Below are 16,672 nucleotides of genomic sequence, written 5' to 3' on the forward strand. Positions count from 1 at the left end.
CCCGCCGCCTACAGCGGGTCGCGCAGCAGCGGGCAGGTCATGCAGTGCCCGCCGCCGCGGCCCTTGCCGAGTTCGAAGCCCTCGATGGTGACGACCTCGATGCCGAAGGCGCGCATCTTGGCGATGGTGTGCTCGTTGCGCTCGTACGCGACGACCACGCCCGGCGACAGGGCCACCACGTTGTTGCCGTCGTCCCACTGCTCGCGTTCCTGCTGGTAGGCGTCGCCGCCGGTCTCCACGACCCGCAGCCGGCCGACGCCGAGCGCGTCAGCCATGGCCGTCAGCAGGTCGGGCTCCTGCGTGACGTGGAACGGCGCGCCGTCGGTGCGGCCGGGGCGCAGGCTGATCGCGCGCACGTTCTCGACGACCTTCGGGTAGACGGTGACCGCGTCGCGGTCGAGCATCGTCATCACCGTGTCCAGGTGCATGTGCGCGCGGTCCTTGCTCATCACCACGGCGATGACCCGCTCGGCCGCGCCGCGGGTGAACAGCGCCCGCGCCAGCTGCTCGATCATGCGGGCCTGGGTCCGCTCGCTCATGCCGATCAGCACGGTGCCGTTGCCGATCGGCTGCACGTCACCGCCTTCGAGGGTGGACCGGCCGAAGTCGACGACGTTGAACCGGCCGTCGTCGCCCAGTTCCGGATACCAGTAGTCGAACCTGGCCTCGGCGAACATCGGGTGCGCCCGGTAGATCGCGGCGACGTTGTAGGCCTCGGGCCGCCGGGCGGGCCAGTACATCGGGTTGACCGAGACGCCGCCGTAGATCCAGCACGACGAGTCGCGGGTGAACAGCGTGTTGGGCAGCGGCGGCAGCACGAACGCGCTGTCGTCCTGCGCGGCGGCGGCCGGCAGCGAGGTGGCCCGGTAGCGGCCGAGGTCGAGCTGCGCCTCGGCGACGGTCAGGCCGCCGATGAGGTGGCGGGCCAGCTCCTGCGGCGGCAGCGCCTCCAGCGCCTGCCGGACCGCGTCGACCAGGGACAGGCCGACGGTGTACTCCGACGCCGAAAGCTCGATCATCCGCTGCCGGGCCGGCTCGCTGGCGGCCAGCGCCTGCCCGAGCAGTTCCTGGAGGTGGAAGACCTCCACGCCGCGTTCGCGCATCCGGGCGACGAACTGGTCGTGCTCGTACTGGGCCCGCTCGACCCACAGCACGTCGTCGAACAGCAGGTCGTCGTGGTTGGACGGGGTCAGCCGCCGCAGGCTCAGGTCAGGCCGGTGCACCATGACCTTGCGCAGCGTGCCGACCTCCGAGTGGACCCCGAACTCCGCCATGACTCACCCCGTTCCCTCTGCGGCGACCACCTGGGTGCCCGCCGCGCCGTGCACGACGTCCTCGATCTGCGCCAGGCTGCCGATCGCGGCGCGCCTGCCCGTGTGCTGCACGAACCGCACGGCGGCGGCGACCTTTGGGCCCATCGACCCGGCGGCGAACGCCTGCCCGGTCAGCTCTTCCGGCGCGACCTGGCCGAGGGCACGTTGCCGGTCGGTACCCCAGTCGAGGTACACGGCGTCGACGTCGGTGGCCATGACGAACACGTCGGCGTCGACCTCGCGGGCCAGCAGCTCACCGGCGAAGTCCTTGTCGATGACGGCTTCGACGCCGGTCAGGGTGCGGGTGCCCGGTTCGTACATGGTCGGCACGCCCCCACCCCCGCCGCAGATGACCACGACGCCGCGTTCGATGAGCCAGCGGATCGGCCGGATCTCGAAGATCCGCTTCGGTTCCGGAGAGGGCACCACGCGCCGCCACTGGTCGCCGTCGGGTTTGACCGTCCAGCCCTTGTCCGATGCGAGCTGTTCGGCCTGCTCTCGGTCGTAGACGGGGCCGACGAACTTGCTCGGGTCGGCGAACGCGGGATCCGCCTGGTCCACCTCGATCATGGTGAGGATGGTGGCCAGCGCGGCGGCCTCGGGCAGCAGGTTGCCCAGCTCCTGCTCGATGACGTACCCGATCATGCCTTCGGTCTGCGCGCCGAGCACGTCCAGCGGGAAGGGCTCCGCGCCGGGGTAGGCGGCGCCCTGCAGCGCCAGCAGCCCGACCTGCGGGCCGTTGCCGTGGGTGAGCACGAGCTCGTGCTCGCGGGCGAGCGCGGCCAGCATCGGCGCGGCGGTACGCACGTTGGCCCGCTGCGCCTGGGCGGTCATCGGCTCGCCCCGGCGCAGCAGCGCGTTGCCGCCCAGGGCCACCACGATCCGCATGGTCAGTCCCCGATCGTGGCCACGAGCACCGCCTTGATCGTGTGCAGGCGGTTCTCGGCCTGGTCGAACACGATCGAGTGCGGCGATTCGAACACCTCGTCGGTCACTTCCAGGGCGTCCAGGCCGAACTGCTGGAAGATCTGCTCGCCGACCTTGGTGTCGCGGTTGTGGAACGCCGGCAGGCAGTGCATGAAGCGCACCCGCGGGTTGCCGGTCCGGCCGATCAGGTCCATGTTCACCTGGTACGGCTTGAGCAGCTCGATGCGCTCGGCCCACACGGACGGGTCCTCCCCCATCGACACCCACACGTCGGTGTAGAGGTAGTCGACGCCGCGTACGCCCTCGTCGAGGTCGGCGGTCAGGGTGAGCCGCGCGCCGGTCTCGGCGGCGATCTCGTGGCAGGTCTTGACGAGGTCCTCGCGCGGCCACAGGTGCTCGGGCGCGCACAGCCGCACGTCCATGCCGAACTTGCAGCCGCCGACCATCAGCGAGTTGCCCATGTTGTTGCGGGCGTCGCCGAGGTAGCAGAACGCCACGTCGTGCAGCGGCTTGTCGCTGTGCTCGGACATGGTGAGCATGTCGGCCAGGATCTGGGTGGGGTGGAACTCGTCGGTCAGGCCGTTGTAGACCGGCACGCCGGCGTATGCCGCCAGCGTCTCCACCTGCTGCTGCGCCGAGCCGCGGTACTCGATGGCGTCGAAGGTGCGCCCGAGCACCCGGGCGGTGTCCTTCATCGACTCCTTGTGGCCGATCTGCGAGCCGGTCGGGTCCAGGTAGGTGACCTGCGCGCCCTGGTCGTGGGCGGCGGTCTCGAACGCGGTGCGGGTGCGGGTCGAGGTCTTCTCGAAGATCAGCGCGATCTCCCGGCCGCGCAGCCGGGGCTGCTCGTAGCCGCCGCGTTTGGCGGCCTTCAGCTCGGCCGACAGCTGCAGCAGGTACTGCAGCTCCGCCGGGGTGAAGTCGAGCTCCTTGAGGAAGCTGCGGTTACGAAGGTTGAAGGCCATGACGGGATTCCTCCTGGCGGGGTCAGGCCGGCGCCGGGACCGGTTCGACGAGCAGCGGCAGGCTCTGGCGGGCGCGCCGGCGCAGCACCACCTTGATCAGCTCCTCCACCACGAGCAGGGTCAGCGCGAGCCCGATGCAGATCAGCCACTGGTTGAGGTTGAGCCCGGTGGTGCCGAAGATGCGCTCCAGCGGGTCGAGCAGGGTGACCGCGAGGATGGCCAGCAGCGCGAAGCCGTACCGGCGCAGCTGGGCGATGCCGGGGATCGCGTCCCGGTCGAAGACCGTGTCGACCTGGTCCCGGGACAGCAGCCCGCCGACCAGGTGGAACAGCGACAGCGTGGTCAGCAGCATGGTCGCCCCGAGCACCGGCCCGCCGTGCGCATGCCCGAGCTGGTACGCCGCCAGCGACCCGACCGTCATCACCGCGCCCTGCACGCACAGCCGCACCCAGTTGGCCCTGGACAGCACCGGTGCGCCGACCGGGCGCGGCGCGCGCCGCATCAGCCCCGACGTCGGCTGGTCGAAGCCCAGGGCGATCGCGATCGGGATGTCGATGACCATGTTCAGCCACAGGATCTGCAGCGGGTTCAGCGGCTGCCCGCCGGCGATGTTCAGGACGCCCGCGCACAGGAAGATCGCGATGTAGGCGACCAGGGTCGACATCTGGAACCGCAGGTACTTGAGCAGGTTGTCGTAGAGGCCGCGGCCGTACTCGACGGCCTTGACGATGGTGGCGAAGTTGTCGTCGGTGAGGATCATGACGGCGGCCTCCTTGGAGACCTCCGTGCCGGTGATGCCCATCGCCACGCCGATGTCGGCGGCCTTGAGCGCCGGGGCGTCGTTGACGCCGTCGCCGGTCATCGCCACGATGTTGCCGCTGGTCTTGAGCAGCCGCACCAGCCGCAGCTTGTCCTCCGGCGCGACCCGGGCGATCACCCCGATGTCGGGCAGCTGGGCGAGCAGCTCCTCGTCGCTCATACCGGCGAACTGGGTGCCGGTCACCGCACGGCCCTCGATGCCCAGCTCCTGGGCGATCGCCGCGGCGGTCGTCGCATGGTCGCCGGTGATCATCCGGACCCGGATGCCGGCGGCGCGGCACTCCGCGATGGCCGCCTTCGCCTCGGCGCGCGGCGGGTCGACGATGCCGACCATCGCCAGCAGCGTCAGGTCCCGGACCTGCTCGATCAGGTTCGCCGACGGGTCGAACCCGGCCGGGTCGAAGTCGCGCTGGGCCACCACCATGACCCGTTCGCCGGCGGCGGCGATGCGGTCGTTGGCGTCGGAGGCCAGCTGCCGGTTGTCGTCGGTGACCGCGATGATCGTGCCGTCGGGCTCGCGGTAGGACGAGGCGCGGGCGATCAGCACGTCCGGGGCGCCCTTGACGTAGCAGCGGACCACCGGTTTGCCGCCGTCCCCGGTGATCTTGTGGAACGTGGCCATGAACTTGTAGTCGGAGTCGAACGGCACCTCCGCGATCCGCGGGTACGCCGCGCGGGTCTGCGTGATGTCCAGCCCGCCCTTGGCCCCCAGCACGATCAGCGCGCCCTCGGTCGGGTCGCCGATCAGCCGGTCGCCGTCGAGCACCGCGTCGGCGCACAGCACCATCGGCAGCAGGTACGCGTCAAGGTCGATCCGCTCGCCGCCGACGTGCTTGATCTCGCCCTCGGTCCGGTAGCCCTCCCCGGTGACGGTGAACCGGTTGCGGCCGGGGATCGCCAGCTCCCGGGCGGTCATCTTGTTCAGGGTCAGCGTGCCCGTCTTGTCGGAGCAGATCACCGACGTCGAGCCGAGGGTCTCCACCGCGGGCAGGCGCTTGACGATGGCGTTGCGCTGGGCGATCTCCCGGGTGCCGATCGACAGCAGCGCCGTGACCACGGCGGGCAGGCCGGTCGGGATCGCGGCCACGGCCAGCGCCACACCGGTGATGAACAGGGTGTTGAACGACTCGCCCCGGGCCAGGCCCAGCAGCACGACCAGCACCAGCGCGATGCCCGCGATCGTCGCGATGATCTTCGAGAGGCTGTCGAGCTGCTTCTGCAGCGGCGTCTTGTCCGCCTCGGTCCCGGCCAGCAGGTGTGCGATGTGGCCGATCTCGGTGCCCATGCCGGTATCGGTCACGATCATCTCGCCGCGGCCCCGGGTCACCGAGGTGTTCATGTACGCGACGCTGACCCGGTCCCCCAGCGGCACCTCGGTCCCGGGGACCGGGTCGGCGGTCTTGGCGACCGGCAGGCTCTCCCCGGTCAGGGCCGCCTCCTCGATCTCCAGCGTCGCCGCGACCGTGATCCGGCCGTCGGCGGGCACCAGGTTGCCCGCCTCCATCAGCACGATGTCGCCGGGGACCAGCTGCTCGGCGTCGATCTCGACGGCTTGCCCGTCGCGGCGCACCCGGGCCACGGTCTTGAGCATCTGGGCCAGCGCCCGCACGCTCTCCTCGGCCTTGGCCTCCTGGCGCAGGCCGACGACCGCGTTGAACACGGTGAGGCCGACCAGCACCAGGGTGGTGCCCCACTCGCGGGTGACGAGCTGGTTCACCACCGCGGCGGTCAGCAGCACGATCTGCATGAAGTCGCGGTACTGGCGCACGAACGCCGCGAACGCGGACTCCTTCTTGCCGCCGGTCAGCCGGTTCGGGCCGTGCTTCGCCAGCCGCTCGGCGGCCTCCGCGGCGGTCAGCCCGCGTTCGGGCTGCACCTCGAACGCCTGGGCGACGTCGGCGGCGCTGCGCCCGTACCACGGCGTGGCGCTGCTTTTCCCGGCCTCCCCGTCCCCGTCCATGGTCGCTCGCTTCCTGACGACATGGCCGCCCAGGCACAGCAAGCACCGATATACCGGGCCGGAAGGGCGTAAGCGACGCACCGATGCGAAACACTATATTTCCGGCGGCCATAACACGTGCCCGATATGCGCAAGAGCTACACGACCAACGACGGCGACTACACCCCGTAACCGCCCACGGAAGCGCCGTGGTTCACGGCTCGATCAGACCGGCGCGGATGGCGTACCGGGTCAGTTCCAGCCGGTCGCGCAGGCCCAGCTTCTGCAGCAGGTTGGCGCGGTGGCGGTCGACGGTCTTGACGCTGATGAACAGCAACCGGGCGATCTCCTTGGCGGAGTGGCCCTCGGCGATCAGCTTGAGCACCTCCTCCTCCCGCTCGGTGATGGCCCGCGCGGGCTGGTCCTGCCCCCGCGCGGCCCGGTCCAGGTAGTCGCGGATGAGGGCGGTGATCGCGCCCGGGTAGAGGAACGGCTCGTCGCGCATCGCCGCCCGGCAGGCCTCGACGAGGTCGCGGTCGGCCACGGACTTCAGCACGTAGCCGTTGGCCCCGGCCCGCAGCGCCTCGAAGAAGAACTGCTCGTTGTCGTACATGGTCAGGATGAGAATGCGCAGGCCCGGCATGATGCGGGACAGCTCGCGGGCGGCCTGCAACCCGGTCAGCCGCGGCATGGCGATGTCGAGAATGGCCAGGTCGGGCTGCTCGGCACGGGCCAGCGCGATCGCCTCCGCGCCGTCGCCGGCCTCGGCGACCACGGTCAGGTCGGGTTCGCTGTCGAGGATGAGGCGCACGCCGCGGCGTACCAGCGCGTGGTCGTCGGCGAGCAGGATGCGGGCGGGTCCGGTCATGCGGCGCTCGCCTCGCCAGCCGGGACGCGCAACCTGACCTCGGTGCCGCCCGCCGGGCTGCGGGTGACCTCCAGCGACGCGCCGATGAGCAGGGCCCGCTCGCGCATGCCCCGGATGCCCGCGCCCTCCGGGGCGTCGGCGGCCCCACGGCCGTCGTCGGCGACACGCAGCAGCACCTCGCCGGGTCGGCGTTGCAGCGACAGTTCGACCCGGGTCGCGCGGGCGTGCCGCACCGCGTTGGTGAGTCCCTCCTGCGCCACCCGGTAGATCACCAGCTCGGTCTCGTCGTCCATCGCCGGCAGGTCGTTGCCGAGCCGGTGCGTGACCGCGAGGTCGGTGTGCCCGGTGACCTCGGTGATCAGCGCCTTGAGCGCGCTGGCGAGGCCGAGTTCCTCCAGCACTCCCGGGCGCAGGCGGCGGGCGATGCGGCGGATCTCGTCCAGACCGGCCCGGGTGGTCTCCTGGACCTGGCGCAGCTCGGCGTTCAGCGGCGCGGGGGCATGCCGGGCCACCTGCTCCAGCTGCAGCAGGACGGCGGTCAGCGACTGCCCGACCTCGTCGTGCAGTTCGCGGGCGACCCGGCGGCGCTCGTCCTCCTGCGCGGACAGGGCACGGGCGGTGCTGGTGGCGCGTTCGGCCTCCAACCTGTCGATCATGTTGTTGAACGCCCGGATCAGGTCGGCGATGCCCGCGTGGCCGGTGGCGATCGGCCGCGGGGCCGGTTGCAGCAGGTCCAGGGTGGCCATGGCGCGGCCGAGCCGGTGCAGCGGGGCCAGCCCGACGCGCAGCAGGGCCGCGTTGGCGACGAGCATCAGCGCCAGGCCGACCGCCAGCACCAGGGCCTCGGTGAGCACGACCGGCGTGGACACGGTGACCGGCCCCAGCAGCAGCACCATGGTCGCCGCGACCAGCACCGCCGCGTTGAGCAGGAAGATCCGCCAGAACAGCGACACCGTGCGCCTCCCTTCGCCGGAACCCATCGAGCCCGCCTTCCTGATCTCGAAGCTATCCCCTGGCGGGCCGCGTGCACCCACGCAGCACCGCCGCCCCGTCCGTGGCGTCCGCGGCACCTCAAGGCAACCGCGCGAAACGGCCGCCGCCCATGGGTGCCGGCACCCATTTCCGGGCTGCGCGGCCGCCCGCACGACGCGGCCCGGACGGACCGGTTCGCGAGCCGTCGCGGGCCGCAGATGCGGGCTGCCCCCGTACGCAAATGGGTGTCGGACCGCATGGTCCCGCGCGGCCCGGCCAGATGACCATGAAAGCAGGCCGGGTGCGGTGTACCCGGCCGAGCCCGTCATGGCGAACCCGCCGTGACCCGGTGAGGAGAGACGATGACACTGCCAGCCGCCGAACACGGCCGCTCGTACAACCCGCCCGAGACGGGGCTGCGCCCCGCCGACGCCGACACCGGCCCGCCGGGCGGTCGCCCGTGAGCCTGCAGGCCGTCACCGCCCTCGCCATCTTCGCGGTCGCGTTCGTGCTGATCGCGACCGAGAAGATCAACCGCGTCGCCGTCGTGCTCGGCGCCGCCGGTCTCATGACCCTGCTGGGCCTGGTGCCCGGCTCGCACGTGTTCTACTCCCCGCACGCGGGCATCGACTGGGACGTCATCTTCCTGCTGCTCGGCATGATGATCATCGTTGGGGTGATCAAGCAGACCGGGGTCTTCGACTTCCTCGGCATCTGGGCCGCCCAGCGCTCGCAGGGCCGCCCGTACAAGCTGATGGTCCTGCTGATGGTGATCACCGCCATCGCGTCGCCGTTCCTGGACAACGTCACCACCGTCATGCTCGTCGCCCCGATCACCATCTCGGTCTGCCGGCAGCTCGGCATCCCCGCCGCGCCGTACCTGATCGCCGAGGCGCTCGCCTCCAACATCGGCGGGGCGGCCACCCTCATCGGCGACCCGCCGAACATCATCATCGGCAGCCGGGCGGGGTTGAGCTTCAACGACTTCCTCGTCCACATGGCACCGGTCACCGTCGTGCTGTTCGCCGTGTTCGTGCTGATGGCACGGGTGATGTTCCGCAAGTCGTTCGTGTACCGGCCGGAACGCTTCGCCGCGGTCCGCGAGCTGGACGCCCGTGCGCAGATCACCGACGGCCCGCTGCTGGTCCGGTGCCTGATCGTGCTCGCGGCGGTGAGCATCGGGTTCACCCTGCACGCCGTCATCCACGTCGAACCGGCGATCATCGCGATGCTCGGCGCGGGCCTGATGGTGCTGGTCTCCCGCGTGGACAGCACCCGCTACCTGGCCGAGGTCGAGTGGCCGACGCTGGTGTTCTTCATGGGCCTGTTCGTCATGGTCGGCGGCCTGGTCGACACCGGCGTCATCCACCAGATCGGGCAGTGGGCGGTCGACACCGTCGGCGGCGACCACTTCCTCGCCGCCACCGGGCTGATCTTCGGCTCCGCCGTGCTCGGCGCGTTCTTCGACAACATCCCCTACGTCGCGACCATGGCCCCGATCGTCGAGGACGTCGTCGCGCAGACCCCCGACCCGGCCACCGGGCAGGCCCTGTGGTGGTCGTTCGCCCTCGGCGCGGACCTCGGCGGCAACGGCACCGCGGTCGCCGCCAGCGCCAACGTCGTCGTGCTCGGCATCGCCGCCCGCGCCGGGCAGCCGATCTCGTTCTGGCAGTTCACCAGGTACGGCATCGTCACCACGGCGGTGACCACCGTGATCGCATGGGGGTACGTATGGCTGCGCTACTTCGCGGTCTTCTGACCACGGACACCACCTCCCCGGCCGGGGACCACCACCGGCCCTTCACCCGGCCGACCCGGCCGGCCGACGGAACCCGGCCACCGTCGCCCCGGCGGCGGTGGGCCTGGCCGGCCCTGTCGGCGGCGGTCGCCACGCTGGCCGCCGCGCTGGCCACCGCCAGCGGGGAACTGCTCGCACTCGGCCTGCTGGGGGCCGCCGCCGCGGTCCGCATGCTCGACCGCGGCATGGGCGGTTCGTTCACCCGGACCGGCGGGCCTGAACCGCCGCCCGCCCGCGCCGGGTCCGCCCGGCCCGCCGGTCCCCCTACCCGCGCCGCGACGGCGGCCACGCAGACAGGAGACGACCACGTGACGATCATCGAACGTTCCGCGCTGCCCGGGATCGGGATGCGCTACAGCCTGGCCACCGTCGACGGCCGGCGGCTGGCCGTGATCTGCCACGCGTCCGGCCGCCGGGACCTGCTGGTGTATCCATCGCCGCACGCGGAGGTAGCCCACAGCGGCGTTTCGCTGACCTCGGCCCAGGCACACGAGGTCGCCGAACTGCTGCACACCCTCGGCGTCGTCGACCGGCTCGCCGCCGCGGGGCAGTTCGGCGCGGTCACCGTGGCGGGACTGCCGGTCCCGGCCGGCGGCCCGTACGCCGGGCGGCGGCTCGGCGAGCTGGTCACGCGGCTGCCCGCCGGGGTCAGCGTGCTCGCCGTGATCCATGACGGCGACAGCCTGACCGGGCCGGGCCCCGACGTCGTGCTCCAGGGCGAGGACGTCCTGGTCGTCGCGGGCGGCCGAGCCGACCTGGCGGCCGCCGCCGAGTCGGTGACGGGCCACCCGACCTGACGTCGCACCGCCGACGTCCCGGCCTGATCAGTTGCCGCGGTCGATGTCGACCTCGATGCCGTCGCCGAGGGTCGGGGCCGCGCTCCTGGCCAGCGCGGTGGCGGCGGCCAGATCCGCGCCCGGCGCCAGGCGGACGGCCGCGCGGGCGGGTTTCAGGGTCGCGCCGACGACCGGGTGACGGGCGCGCACCGCCTCGTACGCGGCGATCGCCTCGCCGGGGGTCCGGCCGTCGGCGCCGGTCTCGACGTGCAGGCCCGGCCGCACGTCCGCGCCGGTGCGGACTTCCAGGGAGGTGACCGCCGACAGCGACCGGTGCCGGTCGCCGTCGGCGGTCAGGTCGTCGAACACCGCCATCGCCGCGGGCGCGTCGACCGCGTCCACCTCGATCCGCCAGCGGACGTCCCCGGCCGGCACGGTGTCGATGTCGGCTTCGACCACCCGGCCGTCGGCGGTCAGTGACCGCCACAGCGCCACGACCTCGCCGGTGTGCGCCTCGTCGGCGACGACGGTGAAGCTGACGCCGTCCGCCGTGATCCGGCCTTTCGTGCCGTCGTGCTCGGCGACGTAGCGCCTCAGCTCGTCGGCCAGCTCGGTGACCCGCTCGGCCGGCGTGCCGTCCGCGACGACCAGCGTGCCGCTGGCCGAGCCGAGGAACGGCAGCGTGTTGTCACCCTTCGCGTCGACCGTCGTGACGTCCGGCGTACCGGCCCATTCCTGCTCGAAGTCGCCGGCCAGCGCCGAGCCCTTGTTGAGGGCGCAGCCCGCGACCACGACCAGGCCCAGCACGAACGCGGTGACCCGCGGCCACCGCGCGGCTTCTGCTCTCAATGTCTTCTCCTTGCTGGTGCGGCCCGGCGGGGATCGTAGCGATCTCCAGCAAGCCGGGGCCGGCCGGCACGGCTCCGCCAGTCGTTGCAATTCGATGAGCGTCGATGTCATTCTGTACCCCTCCCCCGTCCACAGACCCCGGAGGACGCCATGAGACGCCCTTTCCGCCTCGCCGTCGCGGCCGTCACGTTGCTGGTGGCCACAGCCGCGAGCGCCACCCCCGCCGTCGCCGCGCCCGCAGCCGAGATCCGGCTGTCGGCCGTCGCGCAGACCCCCGGCACCGCCTGGACCGTCGACCCGGTCACCGGGCGCACGACCGTCACCCTCGACGACACGGTCACCGAGCAGCAGGCCACGCGACTGCGCGACGGCCTGCGCGGGGCGGGCGTCGACGTGCGCCGCGAGCCCGGCCGCCTGCGTACCCTGCTGGCCGGCGGCGACGCGATCTACGGCAGCACGGCACGCTGCTCGCTGGGCGCGAACGCGCGCCGCGGCACCACCTACTACCTGATCACCGCGGGACACTGCACGAACAGCTCCGCGAACTGGTGGACCAACAGCGCCCGCACCATCGCGATCGGCGTGCGGACGGCGAGCAGCTTCCCGAGCAACGACTACGGCCTGGTCCGCTACACGAGCACGCTCAGCCACCCGAGCGCCGTCAACACCTATCCCGGCCTGCTGCAGTTGTACGGGACCGGCAGCGCCTACGTCGGCCAGGCGGTCTGCCGCAGCGGCGCGACCACCGGCGTACGCTGCGGCGTCGTCACCGCGTTGAACGCCACCGTCAACTACGCCGAGGGCACCGTGACCGGTCTGATCAGGACGAACATCTGCGCGGAGCCCGGCGACAGCGGGGGTCCGCTCTACACCTCCGGCGGCATCATCCTGGGCATCCTGTCCGGCGGCACCGGCAACTGCACCACCGGCGGCACGACCTACTACCAGCCCATCGGTGAGATCCTCGCCGCGTACGGGCTGACCATCCCCTGAGCCGCCGAGGCGTTCCCGCCCCGGCCGGCTGAGCCGGGGCGGGGACGCCTCGCCGCAGACCCGGAAAGATGCCAGCTTTCATTCATAGATTGAAGTGTTTCGTTCGATACGGCATGGTGTGCGCATGAGATCTCACCTCGCGCGGATCGCCGCGGCCACCCTCGCCGCGCTCGCGATCACCGTGTCCAGCCAGCTTCTCGGCAGCGGCGCCGCCACCGCGGCGCCCGCACCCGCCGCCGTACGCGTGCTCTACTACGACGCCAGCCAGGCCGCCGAATTCGTCAACGCCGTACACCAGGGCGCGGCCAACTGGAACGCCCGCGTCACCAACGTACGCCTGGAGCGCTGGACCTCGGGCCGCCCGCTCAACATCCGCGTGTACGCCGACAACAACTGGCCGCGCGCCTACGTCAACTCCCTGGGCAACGGCACCATCTACATGGGCCGCCAGGCCACCGCCGAGGGCCACAACCCGACCCGCATCGCCGCGCACGAACTGGGCCACATCCTCGGCCTGCCCGACCGGCGCACCGGCGTCTGCTCCGAGCTGATGTCCGGCAGCAGCGCCGGCACCTCCTGCACCAGCGCCTTCCCCAACGCGCAGGAGATAACCAAGGTCAACAACCTGTTCGCGAGCGGCGCGCTGGTCACCGCCGGCTGGCGCGAGGACCGCGCCTAGCCACCCGCGGGCGGGGACGGCGGCGCCTCACCCGCCCTGCCGTCCCCGCCCGCGGTCCGCTCAGGCGGCCGGGTCCCGGTCGCGAGCGGGCACGAAACGGCACAGCAGCACCGCCACCGCCCCGGTCAGCACCCCCACGACCACACCGGTGACCAGGCTCGACAGCACAGCCGCCGCCCTGAGCAGCACCTCCTGCACCGCCGGGTCGACGTCGGCGAGGTTGCCGCCGAGGGACGGGCCGGCCCCGCCGAACGCGGCGTCCCACAGCACCTGGTGCCCGGCCGCGAGGAACACGCCGTAGAGCGCGCCGAGCACCACGACGGTCAGGAACGGGCGCGGCGGCCGCCGCCACAGCACCGCCGCGAGCCAGCAGGCGAGCGGCCCGAACACGAGCAGCGCGTTGACCGGTGTCCCCTCCCGCACCAGGTCCAGGTCGTGCAGCACGACCCGCGGTGCGGCCAGCGCGGCCAGCCCGACCAGCACCGGCCACGAGAACCCGAGCGGGCGCACCCGGCCGGTCACCGCTCGGCCCCTGCCCGCGCGGGCGGGGCGGTGCGGGCCCAGCGCAGCAGGGCGGTGAACGCGAGCACCGCGGTCACGGCCCCGCCGGCCACGCGTACCCAGTGCCCGGCGACGAACTCCGCGGCGACCTGGCGCAGCTCGGCGGCGCTGTGCGTGCCGAGCGGGTCGACGAACATGATCTCGTTACGGGGCCAGAAGAACACCGCGGAGAACACGAACTCGCAGGCGAAGAACGTCACCGCGGCGGCCGCGGTCCACCAGCGCAGCCGCGGGTGGCGCCAGGTCAGCAGCAGGGCGGCGACGCTGCTGAGCACCACGCCCGCGCCCAGCGGCGGGAAGTAGTCGCTGGGGCCACCCGCGACGACGAACTCGCGGGCGCGTTCCAGCGAGGCGGGCGGGTCGGCGAAGATGTTCGGGTACAGCATCACCGTCTCGGCGGCGACACCGCCGAACGACAGCATCGACGTCCAGACCAGCGCGATCAGCGCGACCCAGGTCGGCCGGGTCAGGGACATGAGGGTTTCTCCTCCAGGGGTTCGCCGCGCCGGCCCGGCGCGGTGGTCAAGGTCGCCGACGACGCTAGGCCGCACGCCGGGCCGCGTCTGCCGCCTGGAAGCGCGACCCGGTGTCGCCTCCGGGCGACAGCGCACCGGCCCGCGGCGATCTAGGCTCGGAACGTGCCTGGCCACCGACCGACCCGCATCGACGCGCTCCTGGCCGCCGGCACGTTCGTCCTGGTCGCGGCCGCCGTGGCCACGCATGGCGGAACAACCGCGCAGCTGGTCGGCGGCTACCTGGCCGCCGCCGGGTTCGGGGCGCTGCCGCTGCTGGCCCGCCGACACCCGGTGCCCGCCCTCGCCGCCACGGCGGCCGGGGTGGTCGCCTACTACATGCTCGACCTCGCACCCGTCGGCCTGGCCGCGCACACCGCCGCGGTGCTGTACGTCGCCGCCGACGCCGGCCGGGTCCGGGCCGCCGCCGTCATGGCCGCCGCGCTGCTGGCCGCGTCGATCGGGGCGCGGCTGGCCGAGGGCGACGACCCGTCGATCGTGCTCGGCGTCGACCTCGGCTCGCAGGCCGCGCTGATGGCGGCGGTGCTCGCCCTCGGCGACGCGGTGCGCAGCAGGCGGGCGCTGCGCGCCGAGCTGGCCCGGCAGGCGGCGGCCGCCGCCGACGAGCGCCGCGCCGAGGCCGCCCGGCAGGTGGAGGCCGAGCGGCTGCGCATCGCCCGCGAGGTCCACGACACGCTCGGCCACGCCGTGTCCGTGGTGACCCTGCAGTCGGCCGTGGCGCAGGAGGCGCTGGCCGACGACGCGAAGGACGACGCGCTCACGGCCCTGGCCGCGATCCGCGCCGCAGGCGGCAGCGCCATGTCCGAGCTGCGCGCCACCCTGGGCACGCTGCGCCGGGACACCGGACCCCGGCATCCCGACCCGGGCATCGGCGACCTGCCTGCCCTCGTCGACGGGGTGCGCGGCGGCGGCCTGCCGGTGGAGCTGCACGTCGAAGGGGACCTGCGGGCCCTGCCCGCGGTGGTCGGCACGACCGCCTACCGGGTGGTCCAGGAGGCGCTGACCAACGTGCTGCGCCACGCGCGGGCCGGGCGAGCCGAGGTCAGCGTCGCCGTCGGCCGTACGCTGCTGTCGGTGGACGTCATCGACGACGGGCGCGGGCCGGACCCGCACAGCCGGCACGACGAGCACGGCTACGGCCTGCGCGGCATGGCCGAACGGGTCACGCTGCTCGGCGGCACGGTCGACGCCGGCCCGGCGGACACCGGCGGCTTCCGGGTCCACGCCGAGCTGCCGCTGCCGGGAGGCCCCCGATGAGCGAACTGCGGGTCGTGCTCGTCGACGACCAGCACCTCATCCGCACCGGGCTGCGGGCCGTGCTGGAACGCGCGCCCGACATCACCGTCGTCGGCGAGGCGGGCGACGGCTTCGCGGCGGTGAACGTGGTGCGCGACCAGCACCCCGACGTGGTGCTCATGGACGTGCGGATGCCCGGCCTCGACGGGATCGAGGCCACCCGCCGCATCCTGGCCGACCCGCGCCTGTCCCGGGTGCACGTCGTCATGCTGACCACGTTCGACGACGACGAGTACCTGTTCGAGGCCATCCGGGCCGGGGCGGCCGGGTTCCTGCTCAAGGACACCACGCCCGACGCGCTGCGGGAGGCGGTGCGCACCGTCGCCGGCGGGGACGCGCTGCTGTCGCCCGCGGTCACCCGCCGCGTGCTGGACGCCGCCGCTCGCACGCCGGTCGAGGACGCGACACGCCTGGCCGGGCTCACCGAGCGGGAACGCGACGTGCTCGCGCAGGTCGGCACCGGCCGCACGAACGCCGAGATCGGCGCGGTGCTGCACCTGAGCCCCGACACCGCCCGCACCTACGTCAGCCGGCTGCTCACCAAGCTCGACGCCCGCGACCGGGCGCAGCTGGTCGTCATCGCGTACGAGACCGGCCTGATCCGCCCCGGCACGCAGTAGCGGATCAGGCGGAGCGGACGGCGGCCACGACCCGGCGCACCTCGTCGGCGTCGGTGGCCTCCCGGCCGTCGCGCCGCACGGGCGCGCGCAGGTGCAGCTCCCGGGCCCCGGTCGCGGCGAGCACCTGCCGGACGTTGTGCGAGCGGACGCCGCCCGCGGCGATGACGCGCAGCCGGTCACCGGCCCGCTCCCGCAGCGCGGCGATGCGCGCCGCCCCGTCGAGCGCGGTGGGGGCCGCCCCGGAGGTGAGGACCGCGTCCGCGCCGAGTTCGATGATCTCGTCGAGCGCCCTGAGCTGGTCGCCGACCTCGTCGAAGGCCTTGTGTACGGTCACCGGCAGCGGCCCTGCCGCCTCGATCAGGCGGCGCAGGACGGGCAGGTCGAGGCCGCCGTCGCCGGTCACGGCCCCGACGACCACGCCGAGCGGAAGCCCGTGCGGGTTGGGCAGGGCGCGCAGGGCGGCGATGTCGGCGAGCATGACCTGCTCCTCGACCTCGCTCACCCGGAAGTCGCCGCCGCGGGGCCGGACCATCACCCGCACCCCCGCGTGGCGCAGCGTGCGCAGCGCGACCTCGACCGCGCCCAGGCTGGGGGTGGTGCCGCCCTGGCCGAGGTCGGCGCACAGTTCCAGCCGGTCGGCTCCCGCCGCCTCCGCCACCAGCGCGGTCGGCACGTCGCTCACGCAGATCTCCACCGTGGTCACGCGGAAGAACGTACCGCCGGTGCCGGAGGCGAGCCGGAGGTGCCCTTGTTCATTTCGACTG

At 72.9% G+C, this 16,672-nt stretch carries 16 protein-coding genes; 6 read left to right on the forward strand and 10 right to left on the reverse strand.

The annotated features are described in order from the left end of the window. Positions 1-8: 8 nt before the first annotated feature. The 6 genes from Cco03nite_RS15670 to Cco03nite_RS15695 all read right to left on the reverse strand — a co-directional run bounded on the left by Cco03nite_RS15670 (position 9) and on the right by Cco03nite_RS15695 (position 7,784). A complete protein-coding gene (locus Cco03nite_RS15670; RefSeq protein ID WP_203692822.1) occupies positions 9-1,274 on the reverse strand; it encodes an arginine deiminase in 1,266 nt (421 codons plus the stop codon). 3 nt (positions 1,275-1,277) lie between these two features. Next, complete coding sequence (gene arcC, locus Cco03nite_RS15675; protein WP_203692823.1) at positions 1,278-2,201, reverse strand: carbamate kinase; 924 nt, start codon at positions 2,199-2,201, stop codon at positions 1,278-1,280. 2 nt (positions 2,202-2,203) lie between these two features. Continuing rightward, positions 2,204-3,205, reverse strand: coding sequence for an ornithine carbamoyltransferase (gene argF, locus Cco03nite_RS15680; RefSeq protein WP_203692824.1), 1,002 nt, complete (start codon positions 3,203-3,205; stop codon positions 2,204-2,206). Between the two features lie 22 nt (positions 3,206-3,227). Beyond that, positions 3,228-5,984 carry a cation-translocating P-type ATPase gene (locus Cco03nite_RS15685; RefSeq protein WP_203692825.1) on the reverse strand — a complete coding sequence of 919 codons (2,757 nt, stop codon included), beginning with the start codon at positions 5,982-5,984 and terminating at the stop codon, positions 3,228-3,230. A 193-nt stretch (positions 5,985-6,177) separates the two neighbouring features. Beyond that, positions 6,178-6,831, reverse strand: a complete 654-nt coding sequence (locus tag Cco03nite_RS15690; protein ID WP_203692826.1) for a response regulator — start codon at positions 6,829-6,831, stop codon at positions 6,178-6,180. Beyond that, on the reverse strand, positions 6,828-7,784 hold the full coding sequence (locus tag Cco03nite_RS15695; RefSeq protein WP_203692827.1) for a sensor histidine kinase: 957 nt from the start codon (positions 7,782-7,784) through the stop codon (positions 6,828-6,830). The genes Cco03nite_RS15690 and Cco03nite_RS15695 overlap by 4 nt, the downstream gene beginning before the upstream one ends. 479 nt (positions 7,785-8,263) lie before the next feature. Here Cco03nite_RS15695 and Cco03nite_RS15700 point away from each other — a divergent pair, with 479 nt between their 5' ends. Then, on the forward strand, positions 8,264-9,562 hold the full coding sequence (locus Cco03nite_RS15700; RefSeq protein WP_239167403.1) for an ArsB/NhaD family transporter: 1,299 nt from the start codon (positions 8,264-8,266) through the stop codon (positions 9,560-9,562). Further along, on the forward strand, positions 9,535-10,398 hold the full coding sequence (locus tag Cco03nite_RS42860; RefSeq protein WP_203692828.1) for a cation:proton antiporter regulatory subunit: 864 nt from the start codon (positions 9,535-9,537) through the stop codon (positions 10,396-10,398). The genes Cco03nite_RS15700 and Cco03nite_RS42860 overlap by 28 nt, the downstream gene beginning before the upstream one ends. Positions 10,399-10,425: 27 nt before the next feature. Here Cco03nite_RS42860 and Cco03nite_RS15710 read toward each other — a convergent pair whose 3' ends face one another. Beyond that, on the reverse strand, positions 10,426-11,226 hold the full coding sequence (locus tag Cco03nite_RS15710; protein ID WP_203692829.1) for a hypothetical protein: 801 nt from the start codon (positions 11,224-11,226) through the stop codon (positions 10,426-10,428). Positions 11,227-11,376: 150 nt separating this feature from the next. On the opposite strand from Cco03nite_RS15710, the gene Cco03nite_RS15715 reads away from it, so the two are divergent. Both Cco03nite_RS15715 and Cco03nite_RS15720 read left to right on the forward strand, forming a co-directional pair. Beyond that, entirely contained in the window at positions 11,377-12,219 is an 843-nt protein-coding gene (locus Cco03nite_RS15715; protein WP_203692830.1) for a S1 family peptidase, read from the forward strand. A 124-nt stretch (positions 12,220-12,343) separates the two neighbouring features. Continuing rightward, positions 12,344-12,898 carry a snapalysin family zinc-dependent metalloprotease gene (locus Cco03nite_RS15720; protein ID WP_203692831.1) on the forward strand — a complete coding sequence of 185 codons (555 nt, stop codon included), beginning with the start codon at positions 12,344-12,346 and terminating at the stop codon, positions 12,896-12,898. A gap of 60 nt (positions 12,899-12,958) precedes the next feature. On the opposite strand, the gene Cco03nite_RS15725 is transcribed toward Cco03nite_RS15720, so the two are convergent. Further along, positions 12,959-13,420, reverse strand: coding sequence for a hypothetical protein (locus tag Cco03nite_RS15725; RefSeq protein WP_203692832.1), 462 nt, complete (start codon positions 13,418-13,420; stop codon positions 12,959-12,961). Further along, complete coding sequence (locus Cco03nite_RS15730) at positions 13,417-13,935, reverse strand: DUF1772 domain-containing protein (protein WP_203692833.1); 519 nt, start codon at positions 13,933-13,935, stop codon at positions 13,417-13,419. Before Cco03nite_RS15730 ends, Cco03nite_RS15725 begins: the two co-directional genes overlap by 4 nt. Before the next feature lie 162 nt (positions 13,936-14,097). Between Cco03nite_RS15730 and Cco03nite_RS15735 the strand changes: the two genes are divergently transcribed. Continuing rightward, entirely contained in the window at positions 14,098-15,249 is a 1,152-nt protein-coding gene (locus Cco03nite_RS15735) for a sensor histidine kinase (RefSeq protein WP_203692834.1), read from the forward strand. Then, positions 15,246-15,908, forward strand: coding sequence for a response regulator transcription factor (locus Cco03nite_RS15740; RefSeq protein WP_203692835.1), 663 nt, complete (start codon positions 15,246-15,248; stop codon positions 15,906-15,908). Before Cco03nite_RS15735 ends, Cco03nite_RS15740 begins: the two co-directional genes overlap by 4 nt. Positions 15,909-15,912: 4 nt before the next feature. Here Cco03nite_RS15740 and Cco03nite_RS15745 read toward each other — a convergent pair whose 3' ends face one another. After that, entirely contained in the window at positions 15,913-16,611 is a 699-nt protein-coding gene (locus Cco03nite_RS15745) for a copper homeostasis protein CutC (protein ID WP_203692836.1), read from the reverse strand. Between the last annotated feature and the right edge of the window lie 61 nt (positions 16,612-16,672).

This window comes from Catellatospora coxensis (assembly GCF_016862635.1).
Lineage (GTDB): Bacteria > Actinomycetota > Actinomycetes > Mycobacteriales > Micromonosporaceae > Catellatospora > Catellatospora coxensis.